Genomic DNA, 14,688 nt, shown 5'->3' with positions numbered 1-14,688 from the left:
TTCTGCTGAATTAAGCATTCGCACTGCGGTGCTGGCGTTTCCGCTCGTTTTCCGTGAGGTAGATCTTGCGGAGACGGATCAGCTTGGGAGTGATCTCCACATATTCGTCCTGCTCGATGTACTCCAGGGCGGCTTCGAGACTCATATCCCGGGCCGGCTTGAGGGCAACGTTTTCATCAGAACCGGAAGCACGCACGTTCGTCAGTTTTTTACCGCGGATCGGATTGACGACGAGGTCATTCTCACGGGCGTTTTCGCCGATGATCATTCCTTCGTAGACATCATCTCCGGGAGAAACGAAAAATTCAGCCCGTTCCTGCAGTTTCCAGAGAGCATAGCCTACGGCTTGCCCTTTGGCCTGGGAGACCATCACGCCGTTCGCACGACGGGGAACTTCCCCTTCGCTGGGCTTGTAGCCTTCGAAGCGGTGGTTGATGATCGCTTCCCCTTTGGTCGCGTTGAGCAGACGGGTTCGCAGACCGATCAGCCCGCGGGCGGGAATCGAAAACTTGAGATGTGACATTCCGGTTTCGCCTGCCGTCATGTCGATAATCTGTCCTCGACGGGCACAGACCAGTTCCATCACGGAACCGACCGAATCCGCAGGCACGTCGACAACGAGTTCTTCGAACGGTTCGTGCCATTTATCGTCAATCTTCTTGCGAATTACTTCAGGCTTACCAACGGAAAGCTCATAACCTTCGCGACGCATCTGTTCGATGAGTACGGAGAGGTGCAGCACGCCACGACCGGAAACAGAGAACGAGTCTTTATCTTCCCGTTCGGTGACACGCAGAGCCACGTTCGATTCGAGCTCACGCATCAGACGTTCCCGCAGGTTACGGCTGGTGACGTATTTGCCATCCTGCCCCGCCAGCGGAGAACTGTTGATGGTAAACAACATCGAGAGTGTCGGCTCATCAACGTCGATACGTTCCAAGGCTTCAGGTTTCAGTGCACAGGCAACGGTGTCGCCGATTTCAGGATTGTCCAGACCAACCAAAGCGACGATATCGCCGGCGGTGGCTTCTTCAACGGGAGCCCGTCCCAGGTTATTGAACAGTTCGACCGAATCGACGGTACAGTTGATATGCTTTCCGCCGGCCTTGATCAGGGTGACCTTTTCACCGCGTCGGACTTTACCGGTGCTGATACGACCGGTGGCTACGCGGCCCACGTATTCAGACCATTCGAGGGTCGTGACCATCATCTTCAGCGGGGCGTCGAATTCGACTTCCGGAGCGGGTACTTTCTCAAGCACCATGTCCAGCAGCGGATGGATGCTGTCGCCGAAGTTGTCCAGATCGTGTGTGGCGAAGCCTTCACGGGCACTGGCGTAGATGTAAGGGAAATCGAGCGTTTCGTCGTCTGCATCCAGATCGACGAAGAGGTCGAACATTTCGCTCAGCACGTGATCGGGGCGGCAGTCGGGGCGGTCGATCTTGTTGATCACCACGAGAGGCTTCAGATGACACTCGAGGGCCTTTTTCAATACGAAGCGGGTCTGGGGACGGGGGCCTTCAAAGGCATCCACCAGAATCAGCACACCATCGGCCATGCGGAGCACGCGCTCGACTTCGCCACCGAAGTCGGCGTGGCCCGGGGTATCGATGATGTTGATTTTCACGCCCTTGTACATCAGGGCAATGTTCTTGGCCAGGATGGTGATTCCCCGTTCGCGTTCCAGATCGTTCGAATCCAGAATACAGTCACCTTTCAACTGGGAATCCCGGAACTGGCCGCTCTGGTGTAGCAGGGCGTCGACCAGCGTGGTCTTCCCGTGGTCCACGTGCGCAATGATAGCAATGTTCCGCACATCTTCTCGTTTCATGACTCTTCAATCTTCCCAAAATGTTTCAATCGGGAAACCTTCTTGACATTCGGACGTTCCTCACGGGGAACAGAGGGTCTCACCAGATAGCCGCCTCGCAGCGCGTCAGGCTACTATAATAAGGGGCAAAATATATCAGCAATAGATTAGTAACGCAAAGCCCAGAAACCGTCATTCTTACTGGTAGTTCGAAGCGGTTTTAGCGATACTTTGATCATGAGTACGTCAAATCTTCATAATTTGCGAGCTCGTACCGTAAACCCAATTCAATTCAGGGAGTTCCACTCATGAATCTGCTCCGTCTGCAAGTCAGCCTGTGCCTGCTGTTACTGGCTCTGATGCCCCTCAGAACGCTCTCCGCCCAGGAATCTGCCTCGTACGACCTGCTGCTCAAAGGGGGCACGATCATCGATGGAACAGGAAAAGCAGGTTTTACAGGAGATCTGGCGATCAAGGATGACCGGATCGTCAAAATTGCCCCGGAAATCAAGGCATCCGCTGATCAGGTCATTTCCTGCAAGGGACTGGTCATCGCCCCGGGATTCATCGACCTGCATAATCACAGCGATCGGCAGATTGTTTCCCCCCTGACCCGGGCGAATATGAACTTTATCACCCAGGGATGTACCACCGTGGTCACGGGAAACTGCGGTAGTGGCCCGGTTGATACAGGGGAATATTATCGGCAGATTGACGCCGCGGGTAGCGGGACGAATGTGATGCACCTGATTCCGCAGGGTTCTCTGCGAGACCACGTAATGGGCTCCGGTCAGCGGGAACCGACGGAAGAAGAACTGAAGAAGATGCAGGAGCTGGCCCGCCGGGCGATGCTGGACGGTGCCTGGGGGATGTCGACTGGTTTGATCTATGTGCCGAGCTCGTATGCAGATACGGATGAGCTGATTACGCTGGCCAAGATCGTCGCCGAGTATAACGGCATTTATGCCAGTCATATAAGGAACGAAAGCACCGAGCTGCTGGCAGCCGTGAATGAGGCTTTAAAGATCGGCCAGCAGGCCAAGATGCCTGTACATATTTCCCATTTCAAATCGAGTGGTCGGGATGCCTGGGGGCTGGTACTGCGCGCCGCGGCGATGATCGACGAAGCCCGCCAGCAGGGTCAGACGGTGACTGCGGACCAGTATCCTTATATCGCGTCCAGCACATCACTGGGCGCCACCCTGATTCCAGCCTGGGCCCGGGCTGGAGGCAACAAGGAACTGGTGGCCCGCCTGGAAGCCCCGGAGACCTCAGAGAAGATCATTAAACAGATCGAGAAGAACATTGAAAAACGGGAAGGCGGAAGTGCGGTCCGGATTGCCCGCTACGCGGATCGTCCCGACTGGGTGGGTAAGAACCTGCAGCAGATTGCGGATCAGGAGCAGAAAAGCATCCTGGAAATCGTGCTCGAGATCACCCGACGCGGGGGCGCGTCGGTCGTTAACTTCAGCATGAACGAAGAGGACGTGCGTCAGATAATGAAAATCGACTGGGTTGCGACCGCGTCAGACGGACGAGCCTATCTGCCCGGTTCAGATCGTCCGCATCCCCGTAACTACGGCACCTTTCCGCGGAAACTCGGTTATTATTCGCTGCAGGAAAAAGTAATCCCGCTGGAAAAGGCCGTTCGCAGTGCCAGCGGCCTGCCGGCTGACATCCTGGGCTTAACGGACCGGGGCTATTTGAAGGAAGGCGCTTATGCGGATATCGTAGTCTTCGATCCCGCGAAGCTGATCGATCAGGCGACGTTTGACAATCCGCATCAGTATTCCGAGGGAATCCGTTACCTGTTTGTGAATGGGACTCCTGCCATCAACGGTGGATTTCCCACAGGCAGCCTGGCGGGCAAAGCACTCCGTCGTCCGCAACCGGAAAAGTAATTGAATCAGAAACCCCGAAGCAGGCAGCCTCTTGGTCTGTCGAAGTTCAGGAAGGCCCCTTAGTTGAATCCCCGCCGCGTCGAGTTACTGGTCAGCGTTCGTAATTGTGAAGAAATTGCCGCTGCGCTGGCCGGAGGTTGTGACCTGCTCGATTTCAAAGAACCGCTGAATGGCGCCCTGGGGATGGTGAATTCTGAGTCCCTGCAGATGATCGCGGCCTACTGCGAACGTCACAACATCACTCAGCCCCTCAGTATGGCGCTGGGCGAACTGGTCGAATGGCAAGAGCGATCCACAATGCCCCGCATACCCTCGGCCATGAAGTACCTGAAACTGGGACTCTCCGAAACCCGGACGCTGTCCAACTGGATCTCCTGCTGGCGGGAGGTAACCGAGCGGATTGAAACGGAACATCAACGGCAGTTCGACTGGATCGCGGTCGCGTATGCAGACTGGGAGCAGGCCTCGGCTGCCTCTCCACTCGAAGTCCTCTCGGCTGCGATTGAGAGCCGATGTGCCGGTCTGCTGATTGACACTTTCCACAAACAGGGGCTCGGGTTAACGGATCTGCTCTCGATGGAAATGCTGGACGAACTTATTCAACGAGCGCATCGGCACGGATTGAAGGTCGCTCTGGCAGGTTCCATTCGCCTGGGTGACCTGGAGGCACTCTCTCCCATTCAGCCGGATATCATTGGTATTCGAGGGGCAGCCTGTTCAGAAAAGCTGCGCACCAGCCGGGTTGAGGCGTCCGCAGTACGTGAATTTAGAATGCAGCTGGAAGAACAGTTCCACTGTCATCATTCGGGATGAGCGTTAGTCTCAGGATGCACTGCCGGCCGCAACGGTCTGTTCCTTGTGATCCTTCTGGGGATTGTAAGGAGCATACTCTTTGAGCTTGAGCTTCTGAATCATGGGAATCACCTGATCGGCGGGAATCGCGAAGGACTTGGTTCTGCCAGCCCGGGCAATATTCAAGCCAATGGCCTTCCCGTGCAGGTCGACGATGACGCCGCCACAGTCTTCGGGGCGAAGTACGGTATCGTGCTGCAGGACCTCAGCGAAGCCGGTTTTCCGGCGACTCAATGCGCCTCCCATTTTCTTCTGCATTTCCCGCAGGCGATCGTAGATCAGCATCTGTGGATCGGTGAGGACCACGACTGCGTTGATTTCTTCTTCGTCTCTGAGCAACCGGACCTGGACACGATCGCCAGGCAGAAATTTACGGATGAACCGCGAGAGTGAACTGGCACTGTCGATGTTTTCGCCGGCCACATTCAGAATCACGTCGCCTGGTTTCAGGCCCGCTTCTTCAGCACCACTTTCGCGCATCACCTGTTTGACCAGGGCGCCTCCGTTAGCGTCATCGATCTGCACGCCCAGGACACCCGGGGCGGGTTTGATATCCCGTCGTGTCACGCTGAGTACGCCGACACTCACGGGAGACATGCTCAGTCCGGGAGTGACCAGCCACTGTCCAACCTTGGGGTCAGTTACTGACTGCCATTGAACTGTAGGCAGATTCCGGGCATCAATTTTGAGCAGGGCCAGATCGAGCTTACCGTCGACGCCGATGATTTCGGCTTCGTAGCGTTCAGCGGTTGTGAGTTCGCAGGTCACTTTTCCTTCCAGCTGGCTGGCTTTTGTCAGTATCCAGCCATCAGATTCCACGATGGCTCCGAGTGAGGCTTCTCTGCCATTCACACGGACGCGGACCGTCCAGGAACGGGGAGTCGAAACGACAGACCGGAACGCGCGACGCATTTGAGAACCGCTGGTCAGCTGGCTCGGCTGAAGTTGATCGAAAGCGGAGGCACTATCAGTCAGCCACCCTGCGCAGGTGGTGATGATCAAAGTCAGTGCGAACAGCCGGACTGTCTGCGGATTGCGTGTTTTATGATCCTGGTTCAAGAGCTTCTCCTCACATCACTTTATTATCAGATCCGAACTACGAAGCAGTCATCCGGATCGCGATCAAGTTTGTATTAATCCCGGGCGGCGAGTTGAACTTCAAACGACATGCTTTTGCCGTCGCGCGTCAGTTGAACCTGCACCGTCTGCCCCGGTTTGTATTGTTGAACGACTTCCGCCAGTTGTTCGATGCCGGTAATCTTTTCATCGTTCAGCTGGTAAATAATGTCGTTCTCTTTCAGGCCGGCGATTTCTGCGGGAAATCCGCGGGTGACGCCGGTCACTTTACATCCTTGATCTGTCGTTTCGCCATTGACGCCGAGGACGGCATTCTGGCCGAGAGGCTTCGCCCCCCACATATCGCCGGAAACGAGTTTTTCCCAGTCATCCTGAAATGCGGAGACGGGAATGTGGAAATTCCAGCTGGTAGAGGGACCGATGCGGCTGTGAATACCAACCACCTCTCCCTGCATATTAAATAACGGGCCACCTGAGTCTCCGCCGATCAGCGTGCAATCAGTCTGGAGCAGATGTTTTTTCCGGGTCACAACCCGTCCCAGTCGTACGACAGGGGCACGGCCTGCCTGATAGCCGTTCGGGTGTCCGGTGGCCAGAACCCACTCACCGGTTTTGATCTGGGAGATATCTCCCATCCTGGCGGCTGTGAGTTTGCTGATATCGACTTCGTCATCTTCGATCAGTTTCACCAGTCCCGCATCGAGACCGCGGTTCAGGCCCATGGTGCGGCCTTTCAACGTGCGGCCATCGTGGAGGATGATGGTGGCATCTTTCTGAGCGAGTCCGATGACATGCGCGGCTGTGAGGATATAGCCGGCTTTGTTATCAATGATCACCCCACTCCCCTGGGCATCGCCGACCCGTACGGAGACCGTACTGTGAATCGCTTTTTCTGTCAGGGAAGTGACCTGGCGTTCGATTTCCTGAAGATCCTCCAGGGAATCGGGAACGGTCTTGAAAAAGACTTCGGAAAGTTTCGCCGGGGCGACAGGGGTAACTACGGGTTTACGTACCTCGACTTCCTGAGCGTTGGCGGGCGCCAGAGAAAGCAGGACCAGGGTCATTGCACTGACGAGAGTGCGTTGCACCAAATCACCGGTTGCGGCTCTGAAGAAGATCAAGGGGCTCAAACTCATACCTCGTCAGCAGGAAATTTTGCGGGATGTATTTCTCGGGAAAGAAATACTGCATATAGAATACGCGATGTACATGAGCATTTTCAAGAAAAAACAGGAAATTCCGCATGGATGGGCGTTTTTCTAAATTCCTTAAAAAAGGTGACTTGTGTCGTGTTTAGGGGTTAAGAAAGATTTTGAGAAATCCATAACTGGACTTTCTCAATCCTTATGAAATGGCCTTGAAATCGCTATGATCCGTATGATCGTTCCCCGCAAGAAGCGGTACAGATACGCCCTTTTTCACCCAGAGAGAGAAGTCACACCTCATGGAAGTAGAACAGACCGGTTTTCCCGGGTTACTGGTGATCACCCCCCGGGTCTTTTCTGACGAACGTGGTTTTTTCAAAGAAACGTACCAGCAGGAGCGGTACAGGGAGGCTGGCGTCGATGCCTCTTTTGTACAGGATAATGCATCCCGCTCCACAGCCGGCATTCTCCGGGGACTGCATTACCAGATTCAGCACCCCCAGGCCAAGCTGGTGCACGTCATGGAAGGGGAAATTCTGGACGTGTGTGTCGACCTGCGGAAGAACTCCCCCACGTTCGGCCAGTCCTACTCCATCCGCCTGACAGGCGAGAACCACAAGCAACTCTATGTGCCCCCGGGTTTTGCCCACGGTTTTTATGTCATCAGCCCCCAGGTTGATTTTGTGTATAAGTGTGGCGATTATTATTACCCCGAACACGACCGGACTCTGCTCTGGAACGATCCCGAACTGGGAATTGACTGGCCGCTCTCAGGCGAGCCACTGCTCTCGGAGAAAGACCGTCGAGGGCTGCCGCTGAAAGAATGTGAAGTTTTCGAATCGCTATGAAACAGCCGCGAATCGCTCTGACAATGGGAGATGTCTCTGGCATCGGTCCCCAGCTACTGGATGCCCTGTGCGTTCAGCCGGAACTGAATGCACTCTGCTGGCCGGTCGTCTATGGCAATGCGGAAGTTCTGCGGCGTGCTGCCCGCCATTCCGGGAGTGGACTGGAAGTCATTTCCGTCGATCAACTACCAGATGAACTCTCATCCCGGCCGGGAGCAGTCTACTGCATTGACCGTGGACGCGCGGATGTGGCGGAAGCAACCCCCTGCCAGGTCGATGCCCGCGCGGGTCGCGGGGCGTACGACTACCTGGTCAGCGCCATCGATGACTGTCTGGCGGGAAAAGTGGATGCGATCACTACAGCCCCCTTGAATAAGGAATCGCTGCATCGGGGCGGCATCGATTATCCGGGACATACTGAGATCCTGGCTGACCGGTGTCAGGTAGCCGACTTTGGGATGATGCTCTATCTACCGGGAAGTGACGTGATTCAACCGCCGGCTGGTCTGGGAATCGTACATGCGACCCTGCATACTTCCATCGCCAGCGTTCCCGGCCTGTTGAAAACCGATGAGATCTTTGAGAAGACACGCCTCATCGCTGAACTGATGCAGATCATGGGCGCAGAACCTCCCCGGGTCGCCGTCTGTGCTTTGAACCCCCATGCGGGAGAACATGGTCTGTTTGGTGATGAGGAAGCGCGGATCATCGCCCCGGCCGTCGAGCGAGCCCGGGCTTCTGGGCTGAATGCGACGGGTCCGCTGCCGGCTGATACGCTGATCCGTCGTGCCGTGCATGGGGAGTTTGACGCAGTCGTTGCCATGTATCATGACCAGGGGCACATCCCCTTCAAGCTGCTCGGCTTTGACCAGGCGGTCAATATTACGCTGGGATTGCCGATCGTCCGGACCAGCCCCAGTCATGGCACCGCGTTTGATATTGCCTGGAGCGACGTCAAGCCAGAGACCAGAGGCATCATGGAGGCCGTCCGGGCCGCGGTCAAACTGGCCGCACATCAGAAACAGATTCAAACCGATTAGAACCTTTCCTGACACAGGACTGAACATGGAAAAGCAACACTTTATCCCCCGCCCTGAACCCGATGCGACCAACCTGCTGCTGATTCGTCATGGAGCGACTCCCCCGAACGAACAGCGGCCCTATATTCTGCAGGGTTGCGGTATCAATCCCAGTCTGAGTGAATCGGGACAAAAACAGGCTCAGGCCCTGGCGACCTTCCTGGCAGAGAACTGTTCCATCAACCATATCTACAGCAGTCCGATGATTCGTGCGAAAGAGACAGCCCAGGCAGTCTGTGCGCATTTTAAGCTGACTCCGCAGGAAGTCGCGGAGATTCATGAATGCGATGTGGGTCTGTGGGAAGGAAAGTCGTGGGACATCATTGAGCAGGAATCCCCGGCCGCCTATAAGGCATTCATGGATGATCCCTACCGAAACCGTTACGAAGGCGGAGAATCTTACGGCGATGTGTTCAATCGATGTGAGCCTGCGCTCCGATCACTGCTGGAACGCCATACCGGCGAGACGATCGCGGTGGTCGCGCATAATGTAATCAACCGGGTCTATCTGGCCAGCCTGCTGGGACTTCCCATCGAAAAAGCCAAGGACATCAAGCAGAACAATACCGGCATCAACATCATCCGCCATCATGCAGGGGAAACCAAAGTGGTGACGATGAATGCCATCTTCCACTTGAGTGGTGTCCCCCATTAGACAGGACGCGGTTGTCACTCAGCACTATTTCTGCTGCTGGAGATACTGACTGAGTGTCTCCAGGTTGCTGCTGAAGCGATCGCTGGCGATGTACCTGGTATTCACCGGAAATTTGGGTTGTCCCACCAGACGTTCCCCCGTACTGACGCTGATCCAGCGTGCCTGGTCGTCCAGGTCGTAGAGAATCGCTTTCACGCGGATCAGCAACTGCTTCGGAGTCAGCTCTGTCTTTAGTTCCCGACCAGCGCTGACGGCTTTAAACTCCCGTTCGAGTTCCTTGACCTCTGAGGTAATCTTCCAGCCGTAGTGCCGGGGCAGATCGGAATCGTCGTAGGTCAGGCTGTACTTTTTTCCGCTGCGGTTCATGTAGAGCGGGCGATTGGTCTGCAGTTCGTAGTAGCGGGCGAGCTGCCCATCGGGTAACTGGGAGCGTTTTAACCAGGCGAGTGCGCGGGGAATCGGTTCCAGATATTTTTTCTCGCCGCTGAAACGATAAATCCGCATCAGGGTGGCAATCACATCCTGGGTCTCTCCCCCGGTAATGGCCGGCGGTTCGAAGCGGCGGGCCCAGATGGGCTGCATATCGTAGTTGTACTGCTGTGCCCAGGCGGGCTGCGGTTCGGGTAACTGGGACAGAATCAGGAAGTCTCCCAGTTTGAGCACCGCCTGTTTCAGGCGTTCGTCTTTGTAGATTTCGTAGGCGTCCAGCAGTGTCGTGCAGACATAGCCGGCCAGACCGTCGTTGAGGGTATAGTAATCCCAATAGTTTTTGATACGCCCTTCCGTCCGCCAGTCGTATTGGGGAAAGCTGGCCGGTTTCGCTGGGATCTGTGGTACCGGTCCGGTCCAGACCTGGGGAAAGGCCCCCACCGGGAACTGTGCCGCCAGCAGGGCATTCAACGCGACCTGTGCTGCTTCGTGGATCTGTTTATGTTGAAACTTATGGGCCTGATCGACGTGAATGATGAGGCGAATTGCCGACTGCGAAATTCCGTCATCAAGGGTCGAGTTGTTTTTGCCACGCCCCTTTCCGTTCCGGTACTCGGCGGTCAGTTTACTGCGGGGATTGAAATCGACGGAATTCGTCCAGCCCCCCGATTTCAACTGACCATAAACGAGTGCCAGTGCGGCATCGGTGGCGGCATCGAGATAGAACTGGTCCCCGGTTGCTTCGTAGGCCGAGAGGAATGCCATTCCCACTGTCGGAGTGCCGGGGGGCTGCACCCAGATCTGATCCGGTGACGCCTTGCCTTCGCCCCAGCGCTCTTTAAGATCGAGGCTGTAGTAGTAAACGTAGCCCCCGTGCAGAGCGAGCTTATTGCGATAAAACTCGCTGGCCGCCCGCATCGCTTTTGTGACGTTCTCCTTGGAGACCGGCACCGCCGCCTGAGCGGAGGCAGTCCTGAAACCGAGGAGAGCGATCATTGAAATTCCCAGCAGAATCGACACTATACGGCCCGACTTATGCACTATGCACTCCTCTCATATCTGACAACAGAACGGTTTCAGTACAGACTCACACGCGAAACGGGGTCACTCCTTGACGGGAATCCACTGGACGGCGTCGATGATGACATAGCCGTTGGCATCGGCATTGGTCACTTCGACAGCCGCTGTTTTGTCCGGTGTGAATTCATATTCTCCCAGCGAGATAAACACGCCTTCCAGAGGTGGTGCCTGACGCTGGTCGATGGTTTTGGAAGTAGATCCCCCCGCATGCTGCACGGTCACTTTGACCTGCGAACTGCGATTGGTGTTCGGCGGATAGGCATAGCGAACTTCGTAGCGTCCCGCCTGGGGAACTTTGGTTTCAAAGCGGGCAGCGGCTTTGCCATCACGTGTATTTGACTCGTGACTGTAACCCGAAGCCACATACTTCTTCGCTGAGCGGCTGGTCTGCCAGAGCCCGGTCAGTTTGGCCTGCGCATCGTCGACAACAATGCCTTTGAGTGTTTCCGGATTAATGCCGTTACTTCCATATTTGACTTCGGCAGGGGCTTCCAGAATCTGGCCTTCTTTGATCAGCTGGGTTTTGAGCTGATCATAAGGCACATCCTGCACGTCCAGTTTCTGATCCAGGGCGATCGCAGCTGCCGTCGCAGCGGAGTGACCGAGAATCATGAAAACGGGCTCCATGCGGATCGAACCGAAGGCGATGTGCGAGCTGGAAACACAGACCGGCACCAGCAGGTTGGTACATTCCCCTTTTTTCGGAACGAGACTGCCGTAAGCAATTTCATACGGACCACGGGTCGATACGCCGATGTCCCCTTCGTTCTGCACGTAGCCTTCCGGAGTGACATACCGCTGCACGTTGTGCGAGTCCATGGTGTAGGAACCCATGCCGACCGAATCGGGGGTAGGCTTCTTCTTGAGCAGTTCGTTTTCGGTCATCACGAATTCGCCGATCATCCGGCGGGCTTCACGGATGTAAAGCTGATGGGGCCAGTTGCCGTTATCGGTGAACTCATCTTTCGCCAGTCCCCATTTCTGCATTTTCTGCTGCACTTCTTTGGGCACACGGGGATCGTTGGCGATGAAGTAGAGCCAGCCTTTCTGGTAGGTTTCGTGCTCTTTGATAATCTCTTTCCGACGTTCGTAGGATGCTTCGGGATAGTCGTAGTTATAGCCGATGTTATCGGTACTCATGGGACCGTGATTGTTGGTATCGGTCTTAAAGTTTGGGATGGGATCAAACTTGGCAAACGTCTGGCGCCAGCCGGCATCATAGATTCGCAGCAAGAGTTCATACTGGGCGGGGTCGTAGCCTTCCGGTTTCGGAAACGGAACGCGATTCTCATCGTGGTTGGTCAGGCACATGCGGAAACAGTAGGCCTGAATTTTGTCATCACCCGAACCGTATTTGCCGGGGTCGGCACCACTGATGCGAGGCAGCAGTCCGCTGGCTGGATCGCCGGGTACTTTGTAGGGACTGATCTTTTCCTTGACCGCATTCGGACCAAAGTGGTGCCGGTGATGCAGTACGCCAGTCTGCACACCGTTCCATTCTTCACCGTAGACACTGTTGGCTTCGCGGCCCACGTGGTAGCTCACACCGGCAGTTGCCAGCAGGTCACCTTCATAAGTGGCGTCGATAAACATCTTCCCCTGGAAGGTTTTGCCGCTGAGCGTTTTGATGGCGGTGATTCGGTCTCCGTCTTTGGTAACGCCGGACTTGCGATCCAGCCATTCGTCGCGGTAAACGGGAATCTCGTATTCTTTGACGAACTCGTCAAAGACAGCCTCGGCGACGTGTGGTTCAAAAATCCACATGGTGCGTTGCTTGCCATCGATGGCGGGAGTCCCCTGCCCTTTGTCGCCGTAGTCTTTTCGCTGCTGCCACTTCCAGGCGTCCGGGGTCTGATAGTGTTTCCAGACGCGATGATAGAATTCGCGTGCCAGGCCGCCGATGACGGCTTTATTGCCGGTGTCGGTCCAGCCCAGACCGCCACTGGAGAGACCTCCCAGATGTGTATCGGGACAGACAATGACAGCGGACTTGCCCAGTCGCTTCGCCTGAACGGCTGCGGTGACGGCCCCGGAGGTGCCACCATAGACGACGACATCATATTCCTTGCCTTGTGCCTTCGGGACAATCAGTAACAGAAACAGTCCGCAGGCGAGCAGTTGCGACATCCACTTCATTTATTCTCTCTCTTTAGTCTCTAACGATGCTGAAAATTCCAAGGGTGATTAGTACAGAAAAATCATTCTAACGGCGCGAATGGGCAATACCTAGTCAGAAAACCATGCTGTCCCCGGTTCCCACCGGATTCACTGTTAACAATCATTAGTAATTCTGCGCATCCAGCAGCATTGCTTTGTCGACGTCGATTGTTGACTGGAGCCCAACCTGCTTTAATGTCAGCCAAGAAGGAAGCGATCAGATTGATCGCCTGATCGCCCGACTGAAGGAATCGCCCCCGTGACTGAAGAACTGACCGCCTACCACGAAGTGGGACATGTGCTGATGGCCGTATATGTCGGTGCCCGCGTCTATTCAGTGACGATCGATCCCGACTGGGATGATGGTCCCGAGCGATACGGAGACGCCGAGATTGCCTGGCCCCAGGGGGTGTTCGATGACAAGTCGCTGCGTGAAAAAGCGATTCTCGTGGCACTGGCCGGTCCGGTTGCCGAGATGATTCATACGGGGGATCCCTTCCATCCGGCTCTGGTGGCAGAATGGTCGGGAGACTGGCAGCAGGCGTGGGAAGCAGCTTCCGCCCTGGTTCCCCAGCGACAGGCACGCATGCAGTACCTCGAGCAGAAGACACTCAGTCTGTATCAGCTGTATCGCCAGGACAACTACTGGGCGGCGATCGGAGAACTGGTCGATCAACTGCTGGCCCACGAGACGCTCGAAGAAGAGATGATCTACGACACGATCTCCAGTTGGATTTCCATTAACGGTCAGTAGGCTGTCAATCCGTGTCCCGATCACGGTATTCTTCAATCGTCCTGAGGACCTCTTGCGCAACGGTGATTCTTTCGGCATCAGAATCTGTGAGCCGTTTAATCAGTTGCAGCCGCGCCAGATACTCGGCCGGGAAACCGTGAAAACGGGCTCCCTGGAGAACCAGCTCATGGTACCAGTCGAAAGGCTGCAGCGCGGGATCGATAAACGCGGTCATCGCCTGGTACGTAAACACACGGATCAAACTTTGCTCATACGTCAGTACATCCACCTCGCGAATCTCATATCCTTGTCCCAGCGATTCGAAGCGGTCGAGTTCCCATTTCTGTTCTGTCGTAATCTGGTAGACGGCCCCCCAGACGCCGCCTGCGGTTGGATCCTGAATCGAAATATCGCATTTCCCGGACGCATCAACGCCGACTTTGTGAAAGTGGAGTTCTGCCTGTTTGAGTAAGGCGATTCCCTGAAACTGACAGCGCCCGATACGTGCTTCGAGTCGCGCGGGGTGCAAATTTGAACCGTAGGCAAAATAGTTTAATCGTTCCTGCATGCCGTTCTTTAATTCTCTTCTCACGCGATGAGAGCAAAGCGCTCAGTTAAGGAGGGGAATCATGCTAGCCGCTGGTGTTATCTCAAGAGCGATGCATGTAACTGTTCTAAATCATACAGCAGGCCTGAATCCGCTGGCAAAGGGTGATCAAACCACTACATTTCCCGCAGGATTCCCCTTAATTTTAAGGCTATTTTTCATCGTGTTCATTCCAGTACGAGGTGTTTCCCTGATATTTAACAAGTCTGAATACTCGATCTATACGCGTGCTCCAGTTCTCTGCGAGAAAGTCACAATTGTATCTTGTTTTTGAGCGATACTAATAAGTACTCAAACCCTTGCCCCTGAGAGAAT

Annotated in this window: 12 protein-coding genes; 6 read left to right on the top strand and 6 right to left on the bottom strand. The window is 55.2% G+C overall.

Annotated features, from left to right (window positions below):
• Positions 1–10: 10 nt before the first annotated feature.
• Positions 11–1,831 carry a translational GTPase TypA gene (gene typA / locus FYZ48_RS24020; protein ID WP_149345098.1) on the bottom strand — a complete coding sequence of 607 codons (1,821 nt, stop codon included), beginning with the start codon at positions 1,829–1,831 and terminating at the stop codon, positions 11–13.
• Positions 1,832–2,118: 287 nt separating this feature from the next.
• Between typA and FYZ48_RS24015 the strand changes: the two genes are divergently transcribed.
• The gene (locus FYZ48_RS24015) at positions 2,119–3,711 is read left to right on the top strand and encodes an N-acyl-D-amino-acid deacylase family protein (RefSeq protein WP_149345097.1); all 1,593 of its coding nucleotides are present in this window, start codon (positions 2,119–2,121) and stop codon (positions 3,709–3,711) included.
• Positions 3,712–3,774: 63 nt separating this feature from the next.
• On the top strand, positions 3,775–4,524 hold the full coding sequence (locus tag FYZ48_RS24010; RefSeq protein WP_149345096.1) for a (5-formylfuran-3-yl)methyl phosphate synthase: 750 nt from the start codon (positions 3,775–3,777) through the stop codon (positions 4,522–4,524).
• Positions 4,525–4,533: 9 nt separating this feature from the next.
• On the opposite strand, the gene FYZ48_RS24005 is transcribed toward FYZ48_RS24010, so the two are convergent.
• Together FYZ48_RS24005 and FYZ48_RS24000 are read right to left on the bottom strand one after the other, a co-directional pair.
• Entirely contained in the window at positions 4,534–5,622 is a 1,089-nt protein-coding gene (locus tag FYZ48_RS24005; protein ID WP_149345095.1) for a S1C family serine protease, read from the bottom strand.
• 74 nt (positions 5,623–5,696) lie between these two features.
• A complete protein-coding gene (locus FYZ48_RS24000; RefSeq protein ID WP_187782188.1) occupies positions 5,697–6,728 on the bottom strand; it encodes a S1C family serine protease in 1,032 nt (343 codons plus the stop codon).
• 356 nt (positions 6,729–7,084) lie between these two features.
• Between FYZ48_RS24000 and rfbC the strand changes: the two genes are divergently transcribed.
• From rfbC to FYZ48_RS23985, 3 genes are read left to right on the top strand one after another with little or no spacing between them, the layout of a single operon-like run.
• Positions 7,085–7,633: a dTDP-4-dehydrorhamnose 3,5-epimerase gene (rfbC, locus tag FYZ48_RS23995; protein WP_149345093.1), complete on the top strand. Its 549-nt coding sequence runs from the start codon at positions 7,085–7,087 to the stop codon at positions 7,631–7,633.
• Positions 7,630–8,673 carry a 4-hydroxythreonine-4-phosphate dehydrogenase PdxA gene (pdxA, locus tag FYZ48_RS23990; RefSeq protein WP_149345092.1) on the top strand — a complete coding sequence of 348 codons (1,044 nt, stop codon included), beginning with the start codon at positions 7,630–7,632 and terminating at the stop codon, positions 8,671–8,673. Before rfbC ends, pdxA begins: the two co-directional genes overlap by 4 nt.
• 25 nt (positions 8,674–8,698) lie before the next feature.
• A complete protein-coding gene (locus FYZ48_RS23985; RefSeq protein WP_187782187.1) occupies positions 8,699–9,367 on the top strand; it encodes a histidine phosphatase family protein in 669 nt (222 codons plus the stop codon).
• Between the two features lie 24 nt (positions 9,368–9,391).
• Here FYZ48_RS23985 and FYZ48_RS23980 read toward each other — a convergent pair whose 3' ends face one another.
• On the bottom strand, positions 9,392–10,792 hold the full coding sequence (locus FYZ48_RS23980; RefSeq protein ID WP_149345090.1) for a pectate lyase: 1,401 nt from the start codon (positions 10,790–10,792) through the stop codon (positions 9,392–9,394).
• 108 nt (positions 10,793–10,900) lie between these two features.
• The gene (locus FYZ48_RS23975; RefSeq protein ID WP_149345251.1) at positions 10,901–13,003 is read right to left on the bottom strand and encodes an FAD-dependent oxidoreductase; all 2,103 of its coding nucleotides are present in this window, start codon (positions 13,001–13,003) and stop codon (positions 10,901–10,903) included.
• Positions 13,004–13,292: 289 nt separating this feature from the next.
• Between FYZ48_RS23975 and FYZ48_RS23970 the strand changes: the two genes are divergently transcribed.
• On the top strand, positions 13,293–13,787 hold the full coding sequence (locus FYZ48_RS23970; RefSeq protein WP_149345089.1) for a hypothetical protein: 495 nt from the start codon (positions 13,293–13,295) through the stop codon (positions 13,785–13,787).
• A gap of 4 nt (positions 13,788–13,791) precedes the next feature.
• Here FYZ48_RS23970 and FYZ48_RS23965 read toward each other — a convergent pair whose 3' ends face one another.
• The gene (locus FYZ48_RS23965) at positions 13,792–14,334 is read right to left on the bottom strand and encodes a gamma-glutamylcyclotransferase family protein (RefSeq protein WP_149345088.1); all 543 of its coding nucleotides are present in this window, start codon (positions 14,332–14,334) and stop codon (positions 13,792–13,794) included.
• Between the last annotated feature and the right edge of the window lie 354 nt (positions 14,335–14,688).

This window comes from Gimesia chilikensis (assembly GCF_008329715.1).
Classification (GTDB): Bacteria; Planctomycetota; Planctomycetia; order Planctomycetales; family Planctomycetaceae; genus Gimesia; species Gimesia chilikensis.
Note: the sequence above shows the minus strand (reverse complement) of the source record. Positions and strands in the feature narration are given on the sequence as shown.